This is a genomic window from Streptomyces sp. NRRL S-378, from assembly GCF_000720645.1.
Classification (GTDB): domain Bacteria; phylum Actinomycetota; class Actinomycetes; order Streptomycetales; family Streptomycetaceae; genus Streptomyces.
Map to the genome: position 1 here is coordinate 1 of NZ_JOBX01000127.1, position 5,578 is coordinate 5,578.

At 73.1% G+C, this 5,578-nt stretch carries 4 protein-coding genes; 3 read left to right on the top strand and 1 reads right to left on the bottom strand.

Annotated elements, in window-relative coordinates; all coding sequences use genetic code 11:
- Positions 1 to 372: 372 nt before the first annotated feature.
- Entirely contained in the window at positions 373 to 1,488 is a 1,116-nt protein-coding gene (locus IH80_RS0137685; RefSeq protein WP_030966406.1) for a YihY/virulence factor BrkB family protein, read from the bottom strand.
- Positions 1,489 to 1,505: 17 nt separating this feature from the next.
- Between IH80_RS0137685 and IH80_RS0137690 the strand changes: the two genes are divergently transcribed.
- From IH80_RS0137690 to IH80_RS0137700, 3 genes are all read left to right on the top strand, one after another.
- Entirely contained in the window at positions 1,506 to 3,149 is a 1,644-nt protein-coding gene (locus IH80_RS0137690) for an acyl-CoA dehydrogenase family protein (RefSeq protein WP_030966407.1), read from the top strand.
- A gap of 379 nt (positions 3,150 to 3,528) precedes the next feature.
- Complete coding sequence (locus IH80_RS0137695; RefSeq protein ID WP_051810355.1) at positions 3,529 to 4,791, top strand: GAF domain-containing protein; 1,263 nt, start codon at positions 3,529 to 3,531, stop codon at positions 4,789 to 4,791.
- Between the two features lie 5 nt (positions 4,792 to 4,796).
- Positions 4,797 to 5,360 (top strand): GNAT family N-acetyltransferase, encoded by a 564-nt coding sequence (locus IH80_RS0137700; RefSeq protein WP_030966410.1) that lies wholly within the window; start codon positions 4,797 to 4,799, stop codon positions 5,358 to 5,360.
- Positions 5,361 to 5,578 lie beyond the last annotated feature (218 nt).

Genomic DNA, 5,578 nt, shown 5'->3' on the forward strand with positions numbered 1-5,578 from the left:
CGGGGACACCCCTCCCCGTCCCCCCTCCAGCAGTACGAGCCGGTTCCGGGAACGGTGGTCTTTGCTGGGGCGGAGCCGTAGCGTGGGGTGGGGACACGGCGGAGTGTCCCCGCAGGACGAGCGCGCAACCAGGGTCGCCTCATCACGACAAAGCCGCACGCGCCGAGCCGAGGAGACATTCCGCCGGGGCACCGCCCCACACCCATCACCACCGCCCCGCCGCAACCATGACCACCCCCGGCAGGAGACACAAGGCACCACCGCCCAGCCACAACCATGGCCACCCCCGGCAGGAGACACAAGGCACCACCGCCCCGCCGCAACCATGGCCACCCCGGCGGGAGCCGAAGGGCGGCGAACCGGCCCTGCGCGTCAGTGCTTGCGCAGGCGCGAGGAGTAGTCCTCCGGCGGCAGGAACTTCGACCAGCGCTCCGGGAACTCCGACGGCATGCCCTCGTCCTCGTCGTCCTCCGACTCGCCCTCCGCCATCGCCCGCCAGGCGGCCGCCCGCGCGATCAGCTGCGCGGCCTCCGCCTCCCGGGCCCGCTCGTTCGCCTCGCGCGCCGCCGCCGTCGCCACCGACGGCCAGACGCGGTCGATGGCGGCGTTGACGGCCGCCCCCACCAGCACCGCGAAGGCCGAGATGCCGATCCACAGCAGGACGGCGACGGGCGCGGCCAGGGAGCCGTAGATGGTCGGCCCCTCCACCGTGTTGGTGAGGTAGATCCGCAGCAGGAAGGACCCGAGCACCCACATCGCCAGCGCCACCAGCGCACCCGGCACGTCCTCGATCCACGGTGAGCGCACGGGCACGGACACGTGGTAGAGCGTGGTCAGGAAGGCGATGGACAGCAGGGTGACGGTCGGCCAGTACAGGACGGCGATCACCTCGGTGCCCCACGGCACGAGCCGGACGACGGCGTCCGGGCCGACCACCATCAGCGGCAGCACGATGGCACCGATCAGCAGCGCGATGATGTAGAGCAGGAAGGCCAGCAGCCGGGTCTTGACGATGCCGCGGTGGCCGTCGAGCCCGTACATGACGGTGATGGTGTCGATGAAGACGTTGACGGCCCGCGATCCCGACCACAGTGCGAAGGCGAAACCGAGCGAGATCAGGTCGGGTCTGCCGCTGCGGGTGACGTCGTCCAGCAGCGGTCTGGCGATGTCGTTGACGCCGCGGTCGGACAGGACCGTGCCGACCGCGCGCAGGATGTTCTCCTCGATGCTCTCGACGGTACGGGTGTCCGTCCACCCGTCGACGTAGCCGAGCAGGCCCAGCAGGCCCAGGAACAGCGGGGGCAGCGAGAGCAGTGTGAAGAACGCCGCCTCGGCCGCGAGCCCGAGGATCCGGTACTCGATGCACGAGTTGACGGTGTCCTTCAACAGCAGCCAGCCCATTTTCCGCTTCGAGACGTTGCGGTAGAGGGCGCGGGCCCGGTGGAGCCGTCCTGGGATCCGCTCGGGTGTTTCTTTTGCTGGCTGCACGTCCTTACGGTATCCGCATGGCAGCCACCACCCACACAGTCAGCAACCAGGCCCCGCCCCTGGTCGGCCACGACGTCTACGGCGGCGACCGGGCCCTGAGCGAGGGCGTCGAACGGCACCTGGCGTCCGCGGATCCCGAACTCCTCGACCGGATAAAGGAGGAGCTCACGGACCTCGGGCGCGCGGCCGGTTCCGCGCAGGCCCAGGAATGGGGCGCGCAGGCGAACGACAACCCTCCGAAACTGCGCACGCACGACCGGTACGGGAACCGGATCGACGAGGTGGAGTTCCACCCCGCGTGGCACCGGCTGCTCGGGCACGCCGTGGGCGCGGGGCTCACCGATGCCTGGGGGCGGCCCGCCGGGCACCTGCGCCGCGCCGCCGGCTTCTTCCTGTGGTCGCAGGCCGAGGCGGGCCACGGCTGCCCGGTCTCGATGACGCACGCGGCCGTACCGGCACTGCGGGCCGATCCGTCGCTCGCCGCCGAATGGGAGCCGCGGCTCACCTCGCACGTGTACGAGCAGGGGCTGCGGCCGGCGGCGCAGAAGGCCGGCGTGCTCTTCGGCATGGGGATGACCGAGAAGCAGGGCGGCAGCGACGTACGGGCCAACACGACGACCGCCGTGCCGCTGGACGCGTCCGGCGAGTACCTGCTGACCGGGCACAAGTGGTTCTGTTCGGCGCCGATGTGCGACGGCTTCCTGGTACTGGCGCAGGCGCCGGGCGGGCTGACCTGCTTCCTGGTGCCGCGGGTGCTGGAGGACGGGACGCGCAACGTCTTCGCGATCCAGCGGCTGAAGGACAAACTGGGCAACAAGTCGAACGCGTCGAGCGAGGTCGAGTTCGACGGGACCTGGGCGCGGCGGGTCGGCGAGGAGGGCCGCGGGGTGCGGACCATCATCGAGATGGTCGCGGCGACCCGGCTGGACTGCGTCATCGGCTCGGCCGCGCTGATGCGGCAGGCACTGACGCAGGCCGTGCACCATGCTGAGCACCGCTCCGCTTTCGGAGCGCTGCTCATCGACCAGCCGCTCATGCGCAACGTGCTCGCGGACCTCGCCTTGGAGTCGGAGGCCGCCACCACCCTGACGCTGCGCCTGGCCGCCGCCTACGACGCCGGCACCGAGCAGGAGAAGGCCTTCCTGCGCCTCGCCGTGCCCGCCGCCAAGTACTGGGTGACCAAGCGCTGTACGCCGATGGTGGCCGAGGCCCTGGAGTGTCTGGGGGGCAACGGCTACGTCGAGGAGTCCGGGCTGCCGAGACTGCTGCGCGAATCCCCGCTGAACTCCATCTGGGAAGGCTCCGGGAACGTCCAGGCCCTGGACGTACTGCGCGCCCTCCAGCGCGAACCGCAGGCGCTGAACGCCTTCCTCCAGGAGGTCGGCCTGGCCCGGGGCGCCGACCACCGGCTGGATTCGGCCGTCAAGGACCTGCTGACGGATCTCGCCGATCTCGAGGGCATCGAGGCACGGGCCCGCCGGGTCGTGGAGCGCATGGCCCTGGTGCTCCAGGGATCGCTGCTGGTCCGGTGGGCTCCGCCGGAGGTCGCGGACGCCTTCTGCGCCTCGCGTCTGGGCGGTGACTGGGGTACGGCCTTCGGCACGCTGCCGCACAGCCTGGACCTGCGTGCGGTGGTGGAACGGGCGCGGATCGCAGGCTAGGAGGGAGCCCCCGTCGGGCTCCCCTGCGGTCCCCAAACCGCTCCGAGCCGGGATCCGGGCCCGTCGACCGGGACAGAGGTGGCGCCGCGCCGACTCGGCACCACCTCTGATCCGGAGCCCCGAGGAGGAGCTGTCACGCCGCTCGGGCGACGTCCGGACATTTTCGGTCGGACGACCGGGACTTGGCGAGGGTTGCATACCGTTGCAACCCTTGGGTCGGCTGCCGCCCGTCGGGGGCGCCGGGGAAAGCGGCCGCCCAGGACGGTCCGGGCACCTGCGGACCGCGCCGGGCGGCCGGCGTCGTACGTCCTGTTCGCACGGGGAGGTTCCGGTGGCCGACACCACAGGCATCACGGTCGATGTGGCACGCATCTCGGCCATGCACCCTCGGGAGGCCACGCGTCTGCTCAAGGGGGTGCGCGCGGCCGCGCTGGCGGGCGACCGCCCGCCGGCCGCGCCCCGGCCCGAGATCGCGGAGTCCTGGCGCCGGATGCTGGCCGGCGGCGTGCACCCGGACCGGGACGCGCGCTCGCGGATGCTGTCGGCGGCCGAGACGGAGGAGCGGCGCCACGTCTCCCCGCTGCGGGAGGTCCTTCCCGTGCTGCGGGAAGGGCTGCTGCCCGCGCTCGACGGGGCGCTGCACATCATGGTCGTCGCGGACGCGGACGGGCGGCTGCTGTGGCGGGAGGGGCACAGCTCGATCCTGCGCAAGGCGGACCGGCTCGGCTTCGCGGTCGGGGCGGACTGGGACGAGGGCGTGGTCGGCACCAACGGAGTGGGGACCGCCCTGGTCGCACGACGGCCGGTGCAGGTGTTCTCGGCGGAACACTTCGTCTCCAGCCACCACGAGTGGACCTGCGCGGGGGCGCCCGTGCGGGACCCGCGGGACGGGCGGCTGCTGGGCGTGGTGGACGTCAGCGGGCCCCTGGCCACCATGCACCCGGCGACGCTGGCCTGGGTGAGCTCGGTGGCCCGGCTCGCGGAGCGGGAGCTGCGGATCCGGCACCTGGAGTCGCTGGAGCGGCTGCGGGCGGTGGCGGCGCCGCTCCTGGCCCGGCTGCCGGGGCAGGCGCTGGCCGTGGACCCGCACGGGTGGACGGCGGCGGTGACGGGGCTGGCCCCGGCGGACCGGATCCCGCTGCCGAAGGACTTCGCGCCGGGCCGGGTGTGGGTACCGCAGCTCGGCGACTGCGTGGCGGAGCCGCTGCCCGGCGGCTGGCTGCTGCGGATCGCGCAGGAGCGTACGGGCACGGCGGCGACCCGGGTCGTGGTGGACCTCAGCCGGGCGGGTTCGTGGTCGGCGACGGTGTACGGGTCGTCCGGGAGCTGGTCGCAGGAGCTGAGCCCCCGCCACGCGGAGCTGCTGTTCCTGCTGGCGGAGAGTCCGCGGGGGCGGTCGGCGGCCGAACTGTCCGCGGAGGTGTTCGGTGACCCGACCCGCACCGTGACGGTCCGCGCGGAGCTGTCGCGCGTACGACGGCACCTGGCGGGCGTCCTGGCCCACCGGCCGTACCGCTTCGCGGAGGACGTGGAGGTGGAGCTGATCCGCCCCGAGGACCCGTCCGCGCTCCTGCCGCACTCCACGGCCCCGGCGGTGGTCCGGGCCCGCCTGGGCCGGACGGGGCCCGGCATGATTCCCTGAGCTGCATGAGCACCATCACCCTCACCACCTGGTCGCTGGAGATGACCTCTCCGGCGGACCTCGTCCCGGCGGCCGCGACGGGCCCGGAGATATCGATCGTGCGGTCGGAGGTCCCCTCCCCCGAGTTCAGCCGCTTCCTCTACGCCTCCGTGGGCGGCGACATCCACTGGACGGACCGGCTGTCCCTGACCCGCGCGCAGTGGGTGGAGCAGCTCGACCGGCCGGGAGTGGAGACGTGGGTGGCGTACGACCGCGGCACGCCGGCGGGGTACGTGGAGCTCGACCCGCAGGACGACGGCGTGGTGGAGATCATGTACTTCGGCCTGCTCCCCGACTTCCGCGGCCGCCGCATCGGCGGGCACCTGCTGTCCGTGGGCGTGGAACGGGCCTGGGACCTGGCCTCGCGCTGGCCGGAGCGCGAGCCGACGCGGCGGGTGTGGGTGCACACCTGCAGCCAGGACGGGCCGACGGCAATGGCGAACTACCAGCGGCGGGGCTTCAAGGTCTTCAAGACGGAGACGGAAGAGAAGGAAGAGGCTCCGACGCCGGGGCCCTGGCCCGGAGCGTAACCGCTGCGCGGGCTCTGCGGATCGTCCCGCCTGTGGCTCTTCGGCTGGGGCCCGGTGGCCGCCCTTGCCCTGGCCGGGCGGTGCGGTTGCCCTTGCCCTTGCCCTGGCCGGGCGGTGGGCTTGCCCTGGCCGGGCGGTGTGCTCGTGTTCCGGGTGCGGGCCGGTGGCCGCGCCTCAAGCGCCGGCGGGGCTGGGTGGTGTCCCGGGGCGGGAGCGGG

What these genes read in the sequence shown, in the direction of transcription:
- IH80_RS0137690 (WP_030966407.1), top strand. Translation starts at nt 1,506, where the DNA reads ATGGCAGCCACCACCCACACAGTCAGCAACCAGGCCCCGCCCCTGGTC.
- IH80_RS0137700 (WP_030966410.1), top strand. Translation starts at nt 4,797, where the DNA reads ATGAGCACCATCACCCTCACCACCTGGTCGCTGGAGATGACCTCTCCG.
- IH80_RS0137695 (WP_051810355.1), top strand. Translation starts at nt 3,529, where the DNA reads ATGCACCCTCGGGAGGCCACGCGTCTGCTCAAGGGGGTGCGCGCGGCC.